General features: G+C 56.4%; 1 protein-coding gene. It reads left to right on the top strand.

From position 1 onward, the window contains the following. Positions 1 to 277: 277 nt before the first annotated feature. Positions 278 to 19129, top strand: coding sequence for a tandem-95 repeat protein (locus Pla52o_RS06690; RefSeq protein WP_197169053.1), 18852 nt, complete (start codon positions 278 to 280; stop codon positions 19127 to 19129). Positions 19130 to 19607: the final 478 nt, after the last annotated feature.

The following is a 19607-nucleotide window of genomic DNA, read 5'->3' on the forward strand; positions in this document are numbered from 1 at the left end:
GAGCTGACTCGGTTGGGGATACCATTGGCACCGAGAGAACTTTTTTTAGCGAGGTCCGGTGGGGGTGCCCCCTTCGTGCCCCCCCTTGAAATTGACAGTGATACCTCCACATTGACTGCGGGACGTTCCATGATCGGAGCGGTTGAGCCGAGACGACCCGTCGTGATTTGATGAATGGCAACGCGTCTTTATGGGCGACGTTGTCTCGCAGCATGCTTTATTTCCCGCGACGATTTCCTACCTTCCTTTAATACGATCCCTCGAGGTTCGGGCGAATATGACTCAGCGACGAAACTTTCGTAAATCCGCCACGCTATCGAAAAAGACTTCTCGGCGTCTGCACCATGAAACGCTGGAACGCCGCGAGCTTTTGGCGGCAGAAATCGGCATGCTTGGCGAACGCGACATCCAAGCGATGGTGTCATCGTTCCCATCCTCGGCGGATTCAGCGGGAGGCGAGGCCGATCAGTATCGCTCGCAGATGGCTTCGGCCTACGCGATGGATGCCATGTACTCCGCTGGAACGACACAGGCGGTAGCGGCGGAGTCAGCGTCACCCCACTTGCAAATGCTCGATGCAAATGGAACGCAAATGGCGGTAGGGGCGTCGTTTGACGATCTCGATGTCCATCCGCATGCCGTCTTTGCGGAGGGAACTCCGACCGAGGTGGTGGAAGAGTGGGAGCGGCGTTTCAGCGGTCCGACTAGCGAGAATGGAATCAGTTTGCAAGGCGGACGATGGGACACATCGGCCAGTGGTACGAGTCAGAACTATGGTGACGCGGTCACGTTGACGTGGAGCATCGTGCCTGATGGTACGATTGTCGCCGGTTCCGATGGTCCAGGGGCCGCCAGCAATTTGATCTCCTTTTTTGACGGAATCTACGGCACGGGCGGTAACACCGTTGCCGAACGTCCTTGGTTCCCGTTGATCAAGAAAGCTTACGATGACTGGAGTGCCCTGAGCGGGATCACATTCGTCTATGAGGCTAACGACGATGGGATGGCGATGAGCAATCCGGCCCTGGGAGAACTCGGAGTCCGGGGGGATATGCGCATCGGCGGAGCGACGGTCGACGGTGACTACGGTGTCTTGGCCTACAATTTCTACCCGACTAGCAGCGGGGTGGGCGGGGATATGGTGATCGACACGGCCGACATCTTTCTTGCGAACAATGCCAGCGGCGAGAGTCTCGCGCTGCACAATATGTTGATGCACGAAATTGGTCACGGCATTGGCTTGGGGCATGTCACTCCCGTTAATCAAACCAAGCTGTTAGAGCCTTTTGTTTCGACGGCATTTCGTGGGCCACAGCACGATGACATCTTGGCCGCACAAAGCTTGTACGGGGATCGTTATGACGACAATGACGTGCCGGAAAACGCGGTTGATTTAGGCTCCATTGATGCCGATCCCATTGAAATGTTCGATGTTTCGATTGATCGGGATAGCGATGCGGACTGGTATTCCTTTAGCGGTTCGGCCGACACGTTGGTGACAATCGTCGTCGCTCCGGATGGTCAGATTTACGATGTCGGTATCGACGGCGGAACGATTCGCTCGATTGATTCCACCCAATTGGGCGATTTGCGATTCGAGCTCTACGGTCCCGACGGCACGTTGATTCGTAGCCAAGACGCAGGCGGGGTTGGGCGACCGGAGATCATTTCCGGTCTTCGCTTGTCCGAGACCGGCGCCTATACGCTCGGCGTTTTTGGACGCTCGACGTACGGACCCACGCTGGGGGATGTCACCGAATCTCAGCTCTATTCGCTGTCGATCAATCGCAGTGATTTCTCGGATCCAAGGTTGATCGCGGTGGCGCCTAACGGCAGCGATTTGTTCGATTTGGACCCTGCGGATCAAGCCAATCAAAACATTCGGCAAACCGCGCCGACCGAATTGCGGGTGACGTTCAGCGGACTCAATGCGCTTGATTCCGCGACGCTCGACGCCCTGGAAATTTATTACAGTGAAACGGGGAACTTTGAGGCCGATTCGGATCTTGTTCCTATTCCCTACCGCGGCCTCGATGCCGATGGACGCAACGTAACCCTGCGTTTCGCTGAGAACTTGAAAGATGGTTTCTATCAGCTTTCGGTTTCGACCGATCTAACCAGTGTGATCGGCGCGGCATTTGTGCCCACGAATCCTCAATCCGTTCCTGGTGATCCGAGCAAACTACGCGATGTGATCGGCTTTGAACTCGAACTCGGTGGCAAGGTGGTCGCGGTCGTTCCGCAGCCTATCGATAACGGGGTTTCACGACCGAACGAGATCGACGTTTACTTTGACGACCTTGATCTGTTCCGCGGCGGTTCGAGTGTCGACACCAAGTCGTTTTACCAGTTGATCAATACGCAAGGCACGGTGACGACCGAGGACGACGTCGTGATCCCTGTGGTCAGTGCGACACGCGTCGATGCCGATCGAAAAGTGACATTGAGTTTCGCCTCCGATTTGGGCAGCTATGTCAGTGGCGGTAGCACGCTCCGTCTACGCATCGGCGACAGTACTGATTTCAGCACCGTCGGCGTCACCCAACACAACGTCGCCAACACCTCCGCTGCGGATCCTGGTTTGACCGCCGCAACGGCTAACACGATTCCGAGTGCGGCGACGGGCAGTTGGTCGACCGTGGTCGTGGGGCAAGAGGTTCGCAATACGACGGCGAGCGGATTGTCTATTTTGGTTGACAACCCGGGAGGAACGGATGAACCGGGCCATCGTGATATCGAAGTCGAAGATCACTTCCTGTTCCCCGGGGCTCGGGATGGTGACAACTCGATCACGAGCATGCCGTACACCTTCTTGCGCAACACCTCCTATGGAACCAATAGCGCCGGTGCGCAATTATTCAACGACATCAACGCGGACCAAGAAGAGCGATTCCGCGAAATTCTCGAGCTTTACGAGACCTTTCTGGGGATCGATTTCTACGAGACCGCTAACTCAGGTTTAGCGCTGATCGTCGGCGACCTCAGCACCGCCGATCCGACCGTCGTGAGCGGCGTCGGCGGCGTCGCGGGACTGGGCGGTCCTGGACGCGTGACGATGGACTCGCTTGATTTTCAAGATCAAGCATCGAATCGATTTGGCGGATCCTTCTTTGACGTTGCGTTGCACGAAGTGGGGCATGCGATCGGTCTCGGGCATGCTTATGATTTGCCACCTGGAACCGTGCAAGGCTCCGAATCAGAATATCCCGATACCGTGCGTCCCGGTCCGTCTATTTCTGAATGGGCATTCCCGGGCGACAACGATCTCGTCCATGCCCTTTACCTGCACCAACGTGAGTCGCTCGACGTCGATCTCTATCGCGTCGATGTCACTGAAAATGGCATGTTGAAGGCGCAAACGTTTGCTCAGCGTCTGTCCGATGCAAGTTTGCTTGACACGCGATTATCCTTGTTCCGTCAAAACGGCACGGAATTGGAGCTGGTCTCTAGCAATGAAGATTATTTCGGGAGTGATTCGTTTGTTGAGTTCGCGGTCACCCCGGGCGTCTATTTCGTAGGCGTCGCTGCGGAAGGCAACGAAGCTTACGACCCGAACTCAGGCGTTTCGTCGGCCGGCGGTGCCAGCGAAGGCAAGTACGAATTACGGGTTGATTTTAGCTCGGATGTCGGGGCCGCGATCACCGATGCCGGCGGTAGCGAATTGGACGGGGATCGCGATGGAGTCGCCGGTGGGAACTATAACTTCTGGTTCAAACCTGCCGGTGCGAACACGATCTACGTGAACAAATCTGCGGGCGCCGGCAGTGGTTTGCTCGGTTCCCAAACCAATCCATTCAACAACATTCCCAATGCACTCGCGGCGGCCCAAACGCTCGTCAATAACGGTGCCCAAGATGTCGTGGTACGGCTGCTTCCCAACGGCGGAAGCGATGGCGAAATCAGCACAGCGGATGATAATCTCGCCTACGAGGTCGGGTACATCGATGCGTTGGACCAAACCCTCGCCGATGGTCGCAACCTCGTATTGCCCGGCGGGATCCAATTGGTCATCGATGCTGGCGTCGTGATGAAGTTCTTGGACAGCCGGATTTCGGTCGGTAGCGATGACGACGGCGTCGATCGCAGTGGAAGTTCGATCCAAGTTCAAGGCACCCCCGAGTTGCCGGTCTACTTCACCAGCTACAACGACCGCGCGCTGGGGAGTAACAGCAATCCGCTGTTGACTGTCCAACCCGCATCGGGGAACTGGGGTGGGATCGAAATCCGTAATGACATTGACCGGCTACAAGGCCGTGGCGATGCGGAACGCCAAGGGATCTTTGACAACTACATCAACCATGCTGAGTTTACGTTTGGTGGCGGTGAAGTCAGCACGATCAATCGGGTGATCGATCCGATTCATCTCTCCGAAGCCCGTGCCGAGGTCTCCTACAACGAACTCCAATTCAATTCACGAGGCATCTCAGCCGACCCGAATACGTTTGCAGTGACGACGTTCTCCGAACCACGTTACCAAAAACAATCGATTTCTGGAGATGGCTTTGTTAGCGGTTATGACCGCGTCGGGCCGAGCATTCATGGCAACATTCTCGTCAACAACGCGACGAATGGCTTGTTCGTTCGCATCGATACGCCCACGGGCGGTTCGCTAGAGCAATTAGTGGTGCCCGCGCGCTTCGATGATACCGACATCGTGCATGTGCTGAGCGAAAACTTGCTGGTCGATGGATCCCCCGGTGGATTGTTTGAGGAATCGACGCGTCCTAATCCGATCATCGGATTGGCCAAGCAAGCCGGCTCCGGTGCGTTGCCGGCTGGGAACTACCAATACAGCTACACCTTCGTCGATGCGTTTGGATTCGAGAGCCCTGGGTCGCTGGCGCAGAGCGTGACCGGTGTGACCGCCGGCAGTGCGGTGAAGTTGTCGAATATTTCTCCCGCAACGGGGAAATACGTTGGCCGAATTTTATACCGCAGCGTCGATGGCGGACCCTTCAAGCGGATCGCCGCACTGGACAAAACATCGCGAGATTTTACCGACACCGTCGCAGCCCCATTAGCCACCGCGCCAACGTTGGATGTCAGCGTTGCGCGTGTTCGCCAAGGCCGCCTCGATGCCAGCTTGGTGATTGATCCTGGGACGATCATCAAGACCCAAGGTGCACGTATTCAACTTGGGTTTGGTACGACGTTGTTGGCCGAAGGCAAGGAAGGCAAGGAGATTATCTTCACCGCGCGAGGCGATGATCGTTATGGAGCGGGCGGTACGTTTAATACCAACGGCGACGCAACGAGCATCGGAGACCCCGGGGATTGGGCGGGGATCTACGCTTCGCCGACAAGCCGGCTGAGTCTCGACCACACTTTGATCGCTTTTGCCGGTGGAGTGACGGGGGTTGGTGGTGGTACCGCCGCGTTCAATCCGATTCAAATCCATCAAGCCGAAGCTCGAATTGCCAATAGCGTATTCGAGGACAACCTTGACGGAGTCGGTGGAACTCAACTCGGCGCTCGCAGCGACTTTGCACCGAATTCGGCAGCCACCATTCATGTCACCGCTGCGCAACCCACGATCGTGGGCAACACTTTTGTCGGCAATAGCGGCGCCGTGATTGACATCAATGTCAATGCGTTGAATTCCGAGTTGAAGACCGATCTGGGGCGGCAAACGGGAAACATTGACCGTTACGAATTGCCGCCTGCAAATCATGGTCCCGTCATGCGTGGTAACCGCATGGAAGACAACGATGTCAACGGTATGGTAATTCGTGGTGAGGTGTTGACGACCGAAGTGGTCTGGGATGACACGGACATCGTCCACGTGCTGCTCAGCGACATCGAGATCCCCGACCTGCACACGTTCGGCGGGATGCGACTGCAAAGTAGCTCGACGGAATCGTTGGTGGTCAAGCTTAATGATGCTGAAATTCTCGCCACAGGGCGATCATTGGACATCGTCGATCGCATTGGCGGTCGTTTGATGGTACTTGGGCAACCGGGGTTCCCCGTCGTAATGACCAGCATTTTCGATGATACCGCCGGCGCCGGGTTTACGCCCAGCGGGGAAGTACAGAACGATACGATCCCCGGCGGCCCGGATGCACAGCCCGGCGATTGGCAAGGTTTGCGTTTCGACCCGTATAGTCATGACCGCAACGTTGCCGTCGCCACCGAACGCGAGGGACGGACCGGCGGTGTCGGTGACTTGAATGCCAACATTGGACAACACCAAGAGTTAGGCACGTTGGCGGCCAACGAAAAGTCGGGCGACGAAAACATTCGCCTCGGCTTCGAGGTGTATGGCGCGATCGCAGCCGATCGTGACCAGGACTTGTACAGCTTCGAAGGCACGGCCGGCACGATGGTTTGGTTCGATATCGACCGCACCGACGCGCAACTCGATACCGTCTTGGAATTGCTTGACGGCAATGGACGCGTTTTAGCGTTGAGTCAGGATTCGCGATCCGAATCGATGTCCGGACAGTTGACGTTTGTCAATAATGCTTTGATGCGGGATGGTCATGCATTGCCGATGCAATTTGACATTGATCCTGAATTGAATGCGACCGGCGAGTACCGCGATCTGTACTCTCAGAACGATGGCGATTCAGCAATGCGAGTCGTGTTGCCGGGGACGAGCGGAACGCGGAATACGTTCTACGTGCGTGTTCGCAGCAGCAATCCGGCAGCGAATTACACCACGATGGCGGGTATTGATGCGAGTCGCTTGATGGGCGGCACGTCTCAAGGCGGTTATCAGTTCCAAATTCGGCTAAGCGAAACCGATGAATTCGCCGGCAGCGTGGTTCGTTATGCTGACCTGCGTTATGCAACCGATGCGATTGTCGCCATCGGTTTGCCAGCCCATTCGCCTTTGGCCGGAGAGATCTTTAATCCCGGCGGCACGATCGGTTTGGGTAGTCTCAGCAACACCGACCGCGGCGCCATCTCGATCGCTGGTACCGCCGACAATACGGTCGACGTCTATACCTTCACGGTCGATCGCGACTCGTTGCAAGGAGTTGTGCCGACCACCAACAAGGTCTCGACGGTGTTCGATATCGATTGGGCCGATGGTTTGACACGGCCGGATACGACGCTGTATCTGTTCGATGGCACCAGCTTGATTGCGATGGGGACGAACTCGAACATCCTCGATGACCAGATCACGCCGATCGTTCCGGGGCAAACGACTACCGAAAAAGATCTGTCGCGGGGGTCGTTCGGCAATCGCGATGCTTACATCGGTCCATTGGAACTCAATCCCAATGGGAACTATCAGATCGTGGTGGGAACCACAGGCCAAATGCCGGCCGACATGACTCAATTCACTCAAATCAATCCGACCAATACGAACGCGCGTCTTGAGCCGCTTGATCCGACCGTTTTGATCGCCGATGATCGTTTTGATTACGCACCGACCATCGTTTCCAATCCTTCCGAAGGCACGCCGGTTCAGCCGCGCGGAGATCAACTCACTGAATCGTTACAGGTCGCGTTTGAGGATGACGGCAGCAATATCGTCCCGTGGCAATTCGGCGACATTCCGTTGTTGTCAATTCGTGAACGCGTCGATTCCAATGCCGCTTCGCGGTTGTCGATCTACAACCCGTTCACCGGGCGCCACGACGCGATTATCGAAGAAGCGACCTCGGTACCGATCGGAGCGGTGGCTCAATCGGGTCGCGGTGACATCATTGCCATCCGCAATGAAGGGAATACCACACGCACCGACGCCAATACGGGAACGACCTATCGTGTGAGCGAAGATGGCGTGTTCACGGCGATTGGCGCCACCGGGATCCAAACTTACGAACGTGCGTTCAATACCGCCACGCCTCCCGTGGCCATCAACAATCGCGATGATGAAGGGATGCGGTTTGAAAGCTTGGCGTTCTACAACAGCCCGACGACGCAAACACGCTTTTTGTATGGTTTAGCCAATCGTGGCAGCTTCACCGGTACGATCGTGGGGACGGATGGGACCAACGACACGATCGGCGGCGGCACTACCGTCAACGCCAACAACTTGATCTATCGCTTGGATCCCGATACCGGGGCTGCAGTGAGTCGTGCGGGACGAAACATGACGGGCGGATTCGAGTCCGCCAATCCGCTGGACTCACGCATCCAGAACAACTATACGAACTTCAATTTCCCATCGGAAACCCCGTGGGCGGGAACGAACATCGTTGCCCAGATCCAAATCCCGACCGTGTCTCCAGCCACGGGCGGCAATACCGGCAATGTGGTTGACTTAGTCACCGACATTAACGGTGGCGAATTCTTGTATGCCTTTACGGATACCGGGGCGGTATGGCGAGCACGCTTTGACGAAGATAGCGACAACACCTACGCCAGTGGTGACATCCGCGGCATTGCCACTTTGATCGTTGACCCAACGGTCGTGGGGGCGGTTGCGGGAACGGACTTCATTACCGATTCCAACGGCAATCAATTGGTGCTCCAACGTGTCAGCGTTGGTCCCGAGAACTTCCGCGATGTGAACGATACCGTGGGGATCTCGGATCTCTATTTTGGCGTGGGACGTCCCCTCTCACAGCCTTCGGCGCCACTCCGGTTCTACGCCTTTGACTTGAACGATTTGACGGCACAACCCATCTTCAGTTTTGGTGCGGATAGCGTTTTGGTCGACAATACAGCGACCTCAGGCGATTTTGCTGGGTTGTTCTTCAGCTCACTTGATTCCACGCTTTGGCATTTGAGTGACACGCTCCGCACCGCCCCCGGCCACGGCGTCAACGCGCTGGACGATCGACAAGCGTTGCAGGGCGGCGGATCGCTTCGCTTCGGATTTGATGAGTTGGATGATGACTTCAATCATCTCTCCCATCTCGATGGCGATGGTGACGGCCGCGTGAGTGACAACTCCGACGGCAACAACGATTTGGACGCCGACGATCTCCAGGGCTTCTCGGGGTATAACTTCCTCGGCGGGGCTCACGGTAGCGTGCAAAGTAACTCGCTCGATCTGACCGGATTTTCCGCGGATGATCAACCGAAGCTGTACTTCACCTACTTGCTCGATACCGAGAACACCAACGCGGACGATAACGTTACGAGCTTTTCCGATGCGGGGCTTGATGATGTCATGCGTGACTCGCTTCGCGTGATGATTGCCGGTGATGACGGCCAATGGCAACTCGTGGCGACCAACAACTTCGACGATACGATCAACAATCGCGTGTGGGACGATGTTCGCGGCGCCACCCATGAGTACGATCCTGTGGGTAGCCAGGGCTATACCGACGTTTTTGCACAACGGTTCGTACAAGAACTGTTTGATGACAACGTTTTCCGACAAGCCCGTATCGATCTGGGACCTTGGGCCGGCCAACAAGACGTCAAGATTCGCTTCGAGTTCAGCACCGCGGGTGAAGCACGACCCGATCAGAGTGAAATTCAAGCGCTGCCGGGGCATAAGTTGACCGATGGGCAAACATTGACGGTCAGCGGAAACATGCCTGATCGACTCGTCGATGTGCAAGGCGACTCCCTCTCGAATCTAACCAAGGCGTTCGAGTTTGATCTCGGCTTGGTGGTCCAAATGCCTTCGGGACGTCAAGTGACGGCCCCTCTCGCGCTGAACCGTCCCGACGGAACAACGATCGTTGAGCTGGTTCCCGGCGTCGGGGGACTCGGGCAAATTGGAATTGCGACGACCGATACCGCAGCCGATGTTGTGGCGAAAGTCGCAGCGTACATTGCCAATGATAGCGATCCAGGCACGACCACCGTCCAAAGCCCCGGCAAACCCTCCTGGATCGGGTTCAACAGTGAAACGCAAACAGGCTCCTATACTTTCGCGGGGTTGAACGCGTTAATCCATAGCACTCCGGGGATCTCGGCCGCAGTCGTTGGCGTGGATCGAGTGGCCATCGATGTTGACATTTCGATGACAGACATCGAGGTGCGAGACGCGATTCAATTCGCGATGGCCAATGAGATCCATTATATGGATGCCCTGCCAAGCTTGGCGGCCTTCCCAGTCGTCGGCAATACCAACGCCGTCCGTCTTTACGACCTGGCGGTTTCCCAAACCGTCTCGCAAGGCATTGCGGCTGTCACAGGTAATGACACCATTGCTACGGCGCAAAACATTGATGGAGAAGCTTGGACTCAATCGTCCAATTCCAATATTACCCAGAGTACGAGTCGGCCTCATGTCACCCTACGTGGCCTCGGTGACGGCAGCTTCGATTACTACTCGTTCACGGTCGATGCGGCGGGGGCGACGGCGACGTTTGATATCGATAAAACCACCGGCGCCGACTTACAATTGCATCTCTACGATTCGGCCGGTGTTGCTTTGGCCGGCAACGATGATGCTGATGTCGACACGGGAAGCAACACGTCGTTCGATCCCTTCCTCCAGCATACGTTCCTGGCCCCCGGGACTTACGTGATCGGCGTTGCGGCATACCCGTCGACGTCGGATCCAGGTGGCATTACCGGGCTGCCGGTTCCGAGTGGTCAGGGGTATGAGCTACATGTTTCGGTCGATGGCAAGGCGGTTTCCGCTGAGAACAAGCTCACTCCGTTGACCCTGATCAATGGGGAAAACGCTGGGGCTTCTAACGTGCCGGGTTCAGATTTTGGCGTCTATAGCGGAAGTCGAACCGTGTCGGGGCTGTTGCGAGCCGGCGAACGATCGCGTGGACTCGGGGGGGCGAACGGTGTCTACCTTGATGACATTGTGATCGGTTTGGCCGAACGTGGCGAAAGCTTCACCGGAGGGACTCAAGGCACTCAGTTAGCCGATAATCCGTACCATGAAGCGCTACGCTATGATTCCTTCACAGGCACGGTCGCTCCGGTTCGCGAAGAGATTGAATCGGGCCCGTACCAACTCGAGATTCGACTTGGCCAAGAGTACTTGGGGGTCGATAATATCGGTAAGGATCAACGTTTTGCGATTAACCAACGACTTGCCGAGGCCCTCAATCTCGAAGTCCAAAGCGATGGCAGCCAATTGATCGATGGCGACACGTTTACGTTGTCCAACGGTTTTGAAAGCGTGCGTTTCGAGTTCAACGATATCACCATCCCGTCGCTGATCACGCCGGTTGATACTGATAACGTGGCAATCGAGTACCGGGCCTCCGATACCGCGGCCGAAGTTGCCCAGTCCATTCGCAATGCAATTAATAGTGGTTCGGTCCGCACCGCGCTAGGGATCGAAGTGACCTCGCGCAGTGGCGAACTTGTCGACACCACCGATGCGGTGATCATCGTTCACGGTCACGCCGCCGCCACCCATGATGGCGGTATTGACTTCAGCTCAACCGAGAGCGGGCTGACCCATTTATTGGGCGTCATTACGGGCCAGAACGTCGTGCTCGGTGAGGACAACGGCGATCGAAATCGGCATCGTGATCAAGGTCAATTCATTGTTGATTCGAACGTGATCAGTTTCTCTTCCGGAACGGCGCTAAATCTCTCAGCCAGCGACGTCGCGCCAGGAAACAAGGTGCCAAACGAAGGAAGTCGTCCCAAGCCCGGCGCGGTACGGAATCTTCCCACGCTCAATAGCGAGGGTTTGATTCCGGGTGCAGTGGTGCAAAATAATTTGTTGATCAACAACGGCAATGGCATTCTGTTGGGCGGTAATCCCGCCATGGGAGGCCCCGCAGCGTTTTCACGGGTCGTCAACAACACGGTCTACAACTCCGGCATCGGCGTACAGATTGAAAATGGTGCCGCACCAACGCTACTGAACAATGTGTTCGTGGATAACTTCATTGGGATCAACGCGGTGAGCGCGGGACCGACCGTCGTTCGTGGGACGCTGTACCAAGGGAACTTGGTATCCGTTCTGGGGATCGGAGTCGGCACCGAGGCGATTATCGATCCAACGGGCCCCTTGTTTGTGAACCCCAACGCGACGGTGTTCGATTTGGCTGGGGGAAGCCCCAACTTCTATCCCGCTGCGGGAAGTCCGTTGATCGACAGCAGCATTGAAAGCCAAATTGATCGGTCATCGATCGTTTCGGTCAAAAATTCAGTGGGCATTTCGCAAAGCCCGATCGTGGTTACCAAACGTGATTTGGCGGGCCAAATTCGCAAGAACGGTTCGACCGATTCGGGACAAGGCAACAACGTCGACATTGATCGCGGTGCCCTCGATCGTTCTGATACGACCGGTCCAAAAGCTCAACTGACCTCGCCTAACGACAACGATAGCGAGAACATCGATGTAGACCCGAGCCAGACGTTCCTGCAATTGACCGAAGGGGTTTACGAGTTCTTCGAGATCTTGATCACCGAGGGTGCCGGGATTGGTCCGGATGCCTCAACGATCAGCGCCGATCAAATCATCCTTCGTGAAAACGGCGTCGTGCTGGTTGCCGGTATTGATTTCACGCTCGGTTATAACCCGGCGACGCGAACGCTACGGTTGACCCCGATGAGCGGGATTTGGAGACCCGATTCCACTTATCAAATCATTCTCAACAATCAGGATACGCTGAGCAGCGATGGGACCACGATCCGAGCGATCTCGGACTTGGCCGGCAATCCGTTACAACCGAATCGGCCGACCGGCGAAACACGATTCACCATCGTGATGCCAGAGGTCAAACTCGATTATGGCGATGCCCCCGCTTCTTACGGCACCTTGTTGAGCAACTCTGGTGCACGGCACACGCTGAACAACAGTCGCTCGCCTCGTTTGGGGCAATACGTGGACGTGGACTCCGACGGAGCTCTCTTCCCGGGATCGGATGATGCATGGGTTCCGGTTTCGGTCAGCTCGCCTGCGGGGCTGTTCACGATCGTCAATCCGGCAGCCGGTGCGACCACCTTGATCCAATTGAATGGGCTCCCGGTCGGGGGCGAGGTGTTGACCATCGATGTCGCGGGAGTGACCACGAGACTCGAGCTCATTACCGGCTCGCAGGTGCCAAGTTCGAGCAATGTCGCGGTTCCTTTTAGCAGCACCGACACGGTGGAAGAGGTTACCACCAAGTTGCTCTCGGCAATCCGCACGCGTGTTCCCGCAGCAGGGGACTCGGTCGTTGTTTCGCTCGATGACGTACTGGCGAATACCTTGACGATCACAGCGGTCGATGATGAAGACGGCGTTGCCACAGGCATCTACACCGCCCCCAACGGGACAGTGTTACACGTGTTCACGATGCCCGATGCAGGCCCAGGAGCGGTTGCCGCCGACGAAGTGCTGGGTTACATCAATCCATTGGACCCGGCCGGAACGAATCTCAATGTAAGCGTCACCGGTGCCGGACTGCTCGACGCATGGATCGACTTTGATGGGAATGGGACGTTCGAGTCGACGGAGCAAATTTTCGTTGGCACGCCCGTGATTCAAGGTAACAATCTGCTGACGATTTCCAGCTCCCTGCCTGCCTATGCCGCGGCATTGGACGGCGACACCTGGATGCGATTCCGCATTAGCGACGAAGGCAAACTCGGACCCACCGGTGTTGCCGTGGGCGGGGAAGTCGAAGACCATCGGATCTCGGTTCGCAGTGTGAGTCTGCCGACTCCGTTCGACGATTCGTTTAATGCGGTCGAAGATACGACGCTAGAGATCACAGTGGGCGGTGCGCAAGGAACGCTGTTCGACAACGACACCGGTTTGTCCGGCCAATTATTCCCGGTTCGCTATTTCTTGGGGGCGTTACCTCAACACGGCACGATCGAGGTCATCGATCGCACTACCGGTGAATTCCGCTACACGCCTAACGACGATTACTATGGCGAAGATACCTTCACCTACCGCTTGAGCACTCAGGAGAACGTTAGCCAGCAGGCGATGAATCTGTCGACGTTTGCCACCGTGACGCTCAACATTGCTCCGGTCAACGACGCTCCCGCCGCAATCGACCAAGCGTTTGTTGCAAGCGAAGATACGACGTTGACGATCACGGCTGCAGAGTTACTCGCCGGTGCGGCTGGACATGCCGATCCGGCGATCCCAACGGCTCCTTACGACGAATCCGGTCAAACGCTTCGTATTCTTTCGGTCACCGGAGGTGACTTGCTGACCGGCACGACGATCGATCAAGCCAATGCCTCGTCCACCGCGATCACGGTCGAAGGCGGAACACTAACGGCAACCTTTGATGTCGATGGTTCTCTGGTTGAAGTTCAATACACACCGAAATTGAACTTCAACAGTGATAACTTGCCACCGGCACCGGGCGAGTTCCGATTGGACCAATTCTTGTTCACCGTCGAAGACGATGGTGTACTGGTTCTTCCCGATGGCAGCATCGATCCATCGGCGCCAGTTCCGTTGACCACCGTTGCAACCGCAACGGTGCGTGTCACGCCCGAGAATGACGCGCCGCTATTGAGCGGTGATACGGTCGCGATCACGAATCCGGATTACATTGCCTATTACACGTCGCTCAGCTTGACCGCGCCGGTTCCGACCGAAGATCAATCGCTCGTGATCCCGGCGGACTTCTTGCTGCAAAATGATCTGGCCGGTCCAGTCTCCGCAGCGGATGAAAACCAATCCATTCGCGGCAATGACGGCAGCATTAGTGTGGTGCAGCCGGTCGCGTTGGTCGATCCCTCCCTGGGGACGATCGCCCTCGATGCGAATGGCGACGTGGTCTTTACGCCAACGGCCAATGTGTATGGGCAAGTACTGTTCACGTACACGGTGGTCGATCAAGGCGTTGATGAGGCCGTCGATGGGACTCGCGTCGCGAATCCATTGACATCCACGGTCACCTCGACGATTTTCCTCGAGCCCGTGAACGACGAGCCGGTTGCCTTTGACCGTGCCCTGAGCGTTAGCGAAGTCGCCGAGCCAGACGGTCCCGCGGTATTGACCTTCAACGCTGCGGATTTGATCACTGGAAAAGTGGGTGAACAACCAAGCCGCGGCGGTAGCTTCCTAGCGACGTTGCCAGCTCCGTACAATGAGTCCAATCAAGATCTAACCCTTCGTGTCGTCGCCTTCGCCACCAGCGTCGACAGCGTCGATGTGGATGACTTGGCAAGTGGCAATGGTACGGTCACTTTGATGACAGGCATTGGCGGTCAGTTGACATTGACGTTTGATTTAGTCGCGGGGGCATTCGTCAGCGGAACGTATCAACCGCCCGTCGATTACAACGAACGCGATCCGTTCGATCCGAACGACTTCTTTACCTTTACGATCGCCGATGACGGTGACACCGCCTTCGTCTCGGGGATCGCCAATCGCGACTTGCCCGACGCGCGTTCGATCACGGCTGCAACCGTAACGTTGACCGTTACGCAAACGAACGATCCTCCTGTGTTTGAAACGTTACCGGAAGTGGATCTTTTGGAACGAGACGATTCGCTCTCGACCACGATCCCCGGCGTGATTTTCAACCAGGCTGCGGGACCGGAAACGGCACTCGACGAATTGGCCGAGCAAACGGTGACGTTTGCGATCGTCGAAACGCTTTCGAACGTTCCGCCGGGGTTGATGCTACAGGCGCCTCGCGTGCTCGCCGATGGCAGTCTCGAAGTCTTCCCGGCACCGGATCAATTCGGCACCGCGACTTATGTCGTCCGTGCGACCGATGCAGAACCCGGCAACCCGGCGTTCAATGATCCTCGCTCCACGGACAAAACGTTTGTCGTGAACGTACGCCCGGTCAACGACGCACCACGACTCAATCCAGCGGTGCTCGGCACGAGTGATCAAGTCGTTCCAACGGGCCCGAACCCAATCATCGACCAAGCCTACTCGGTCGCAAACGATGGGACGATCACCTACACGCTTCGTGAAGACAATACGCAGGCGCTCGGCGATACCTCACAAGCCTATTTCATTCCGATCCAACGACCGGCGGCGACCGCCGGTTATCGCCAAATCGGTTTGTTGGATGTGTTTACCCCTGGGCCTGCGAACGAAGTGGATCCATTGCTGCCCGGCGGTGCTCAGACATTGGAATTATTTGACTTCCCCGCAAAGACCGCTTTGGGCGGCGATTTGACGGGAGTCTTCGAAGCGGGCGTGTTGATCGGGATCCACTACGTGCCCCCCATTAACTACAACAACGCGATCGGTGGCGACGACGCCTTTACTTACACCGTGCGTGACAAGAGCCAAACGGGTGACGAAACCTACTCGCTTGCCGCGGACGCGTTGGTTCCCGATCCATTGACGTCCACCAATCAAGTTCGCTTGAATTTGAACCCGGTCAATGATCGCCCCCAGTTCCAGATCAACACGCCGCAACTCGAAGTCAGCGAAGATGGCGCGAAGACGACGATCAACAACTACGCGTTCAATATTAACGCGGGACCTCCCTTCACCGCCTTTGACGAAATTGACCTCAATAGCGGGCAACAGGTCGCATTCAGTGTGACGGCGCTCGGCTTTGCCCCCGAGCAATCGTCACAATTCTTCAGCCAATTCCCCGCGATTGATCCCAATGGCCAGCTAACGTTCCGTCCCGCTGCGAATGTGTTCGGCACCTTTGAATTCGAAGTGTTGCTGACGGATACCGGGCCCGGAAACGCGACTCGCGGTGACTTGATTTCGTCACTTCCGCAAACGATGACGATCACGGTCCAACCGGTTAACGATCCGCCGCAGATCAACCCTTCGGTTCCGCCTTTGGAATTCTCCCTGCTCGAAGATGGGGATATCACGATCCCAATTCGCGGCGACAGTTCTAATCCAGGTCTGTTGGACGTGTTCCAAGTTGGACCGGCAAACGAAGCTGCGGATGTGAATCCCGGTGGAAATCAAACCTTGACGTTGGGGACACCGATTCCCGTTGCGTCGACGGGCGGAGGGACTTTGACTCGAGTGACCGATGACCTCGGCAACTTGATCGCGCTGCGATACAAACCGCGTGCTAACTTTACGGGGACCGATTCGATCATTTACACCGTGCTGGACAATGGTGTCACGGTCGATGTCGGCACTGGAGGCACGAGCAGGAATACACCTCGAATCGCTGCCAACACGGTTGCCATCAACGTGTTGCCGGTGAATGATCCTCCGATCTTCAGTGGAGCCGGCGATGTGGTCTCGGTGGAAGACCAGGACACGGGGCTTGGCCGCGGTGTCGTGCGTGTTCCCAACTGGGCAACCAATGTACAAGCGGGCCCCGCAGGTGCGATCGATGAGCTGCAAGGTTCCGGAACGATTCCAGCCCAGCCGACTGAATTCGTAATTACTTTGATCGATGGAGACGCGTCGTTGTTCTCGGTGGCCCCTTACGCCACGATCGAGGACTCCAAGGCGACGTTGGCTTATACCTTAGCTCCCGACGCCACGGGAACGGCTACCTTTACGGCTCAACTTCGTGATCTAGGCCCCAATGATCCCGCGATCGGTGACAATCCGCTGGGGGACACCCAGACGTTCACGATCCGCGTCACGGGGGTCAATGATGCTCCAACGTTTACGGCGGGAGGCAACGTTGTCGTCGATGAAGATAGCGGTCCCTACAATGCACCATGGGCTTCCTCGATCGCTTCAGGCCCAGCCGACGAAAGCGGTCAAACGGTGGTCTTTAACGTCACCGTTCCGCTCGCATCCCAAGCCTTGTTCGCAACGCAGCCTGAGATTAACGAATTTGGGGTGTTGCGGTTCACGCCTGCATTGAACGCAGTGGGAACGGCGACCATCGTCGTCACTGCAAGCGATAGCGGAGGTGCCGTTTCAGCGCCGGTTTCGTTTGAGATCCAGCTCACCGAAGTCAACGACCCACCACAACCTTTCAGTGATGTGTTGAATCCGTCGGATGAAGACACCGTGTTGCTGATTCCAACCAGCCAATTGTTAGCCAACGACAAGGACGCGGATCAGGCGACCGATCCAAGCGAAGTCTTGACTTTGGTGATGCCGGAAGATTCGTTCTCGGTCAGTGGAGCTCGTGTCACGTACGACGAGGACACGCAAACCATTCGCTATGACCCCACGAACTCGTCGGTGCTGCAGTCGCTTGCCCCGGGCGGAAGGCTAACGGACTCGTTCACGTACCGACTGCGTGATAAAGCGGGGGATCTGAGTGCTCCGGTTGTCGTCAGCGTGAATATCAATGGAGTGAACGACAAACCAGAAGTGATGAACGATAATCCCGCGTTGGAACCGGTTGGCTCAACGATCGTGCGTGCTCTGGATAACGATACGGATATCGACGGCCAGATTGCTCCTAACTCGCTTCGCATTGAATTGCAGCCGGCCTTTGGGTCGGTGAGCGTCGATCTCAATGGCGTGATCACCTACACGCCGTTTGCGAGCTTTACCGGCGAAGACACCTTCTCGTATACCGTTGCCGACAATCTGGGGTTACGAAGCGACCCCGCGATTGTCACGATCAACGCGAACCCCGCGCCGCTCGCTAAATCGGATGCGGCAGGAACGTTCATTGATGAGGCGGTCGTGATTCCGGTGTCGGTCAACGACTCCGATTCCAACGGAAGCATTGACAAGACCAGTATTCGGATTGTCTCGGCTCCGGGTCGTGGAGATGCTGTACCGTTGGCGGATGGCTCGATTCGATACATCCCAGCGACCGGTTTCGTAGGGGTTGACTCGTTCACCTACTCGATTGCCGATAACGAGGGACGTTACAGTGCTCCGGCAACCGTGACGGTTCAAGTCGTCGCCAGTCGTCTCCAGAATCCAAATAATTTCTCGGATGTGAATGGCGACGGGGATGTTTCCGCTCTCGATGCGTTGTTGATTGTCAACCGATTGATGCTGGCCGGTGGGAATGTTTCCAGCATTCCGGTCGAACCAGGCGATCGGGGACCCAATTACTACGACACCTCGGGTGATAAGAAGATCTCGGCTCTCGATGCACTGCAAGTCATCAATCAATTGATGCTTCGTGGCACGGTTCCGGGCGGTTCAAGCGGTGCCGGTGAAATGCCTGATGGTGAACAAGTTACCAACGGGAACAACGTCATCACGACTTCAATCCCGATGATGACCAGCGAGACCGTTGCGGTGATCGCAGAGCCGAACTCGCCATTCGCTCTCGCACCGCGTCCGGACATGCTTGAGTCCTCCGGTGTGATTGCAAGTTCCGAAACGACACCGAACTCGGTGGACGACTCGGATACTGATGATTGGCTCGATACCGATGTGGTCGATTTGATCGCCGTGGAGCGTGACTCGGAAGCTTCCGAGGAAGACGCGTTTTCGGCACTCGATTCGGTCTTCCTTGACTTCTAGTTCTAGTGGCGTGTTTGCAGTGTCCCAAACGACGGGGGTGGTGTCAGTACTGACGCTGCCCCCGTTCTCGTTAGGGGGCCATCGTTTTCAAAACAACCGATGAAAAAGGTCTCGCAAACGCGGTCTTAAGCGGCTGAATTGCGGGTTGATCCTGGCTCTTGGTGCCACTCGTTCACAGCACCACTCTGTGGTTGCAGGTGTGTAACCCTCGCCCCCCACTGCAACCGCGATCTTCGCTATAATCATCCTCGCTCGAGCAGGAATGATGTCGTATTTGGCGGTCGATTCCGCGCCGCAATCCAATTGCGCATGAATCGCAATTTTCCGATTTTGCGGAAGAATCGAATTCCGCAGGTGGATTCCTGACCCACCCGACTAATCTAGTGGGTTACGCCTACGCTTTCCTAGCGCGAAGTAATTTTATCTCGAGACCAGCTCACTGCAAATTTGACACCCGGGAACTACATCCATGACGCTC

Origin of the sequence: Novipirellula galeiformis (assembly GCF_007860095.1) — a bacterium.
Lineage (GTDB): Bacteria > Planctomycetota > Planctomycetia > Pirellulales > Pirellulaceae > Novipirellula > Novipirellula galeiformis.

Bases quoted from the DNA above. Each gene is read 5' to 3' on its own strand.
- Pla52o_RS06690 (WP_197169053.1), top strand. From the start codon at position 278: ATGACTCAGCGACGAAACTTTCGTAAATCCGCCACGCTATCGAAAAAG.